At 47.0% G+C, this 268-nt stretch carries 1 protein-coding gene; it reads left to right on the forward strand.

From position 1 onward, the window contains the following. On the forward strand, window positions 1-268 hold a 268-nt coding region (locus L9G74_RS20775; protein WP_238898655.1), incomplete at both ends, for a hypothetical protein.

Below are 268 nucleotides of genomic sequence, written 5' to 3' on the forward strand. Positions count from 1 at the left end.
TCTGAAATTTTGTCAGTACGGGATGGTTTGGAATTTGATGAAGAACGCCTACGCGAAGTGGATGATCGTTTGAACTTGATTCGCTCATTGGAACGTAAGAACGGCGCAACTATTACCGACGTATTGGCGCACCAAGCGAAAGTTGATGCTGAATTGGCTGAAATGGGCGGTGGTGAACAATCAGCAGCTGAACTAGCTGAGCAAGTTGAAGTCGCTGAGCAAAAGGCCCGTACACTAGCTGAGAAACTTCATGAGCTACGACTTAAGG

The sequence above is a fragment of the Shewanella electrica genome, from assembly GCF_022321485.1.
Classification (GTDB): Bacteria; Pseudomonadota; Gammaproteobacteria; order Enterobacterales; family Shewanellaceae; genus Shewanella; species Shewanella electrica.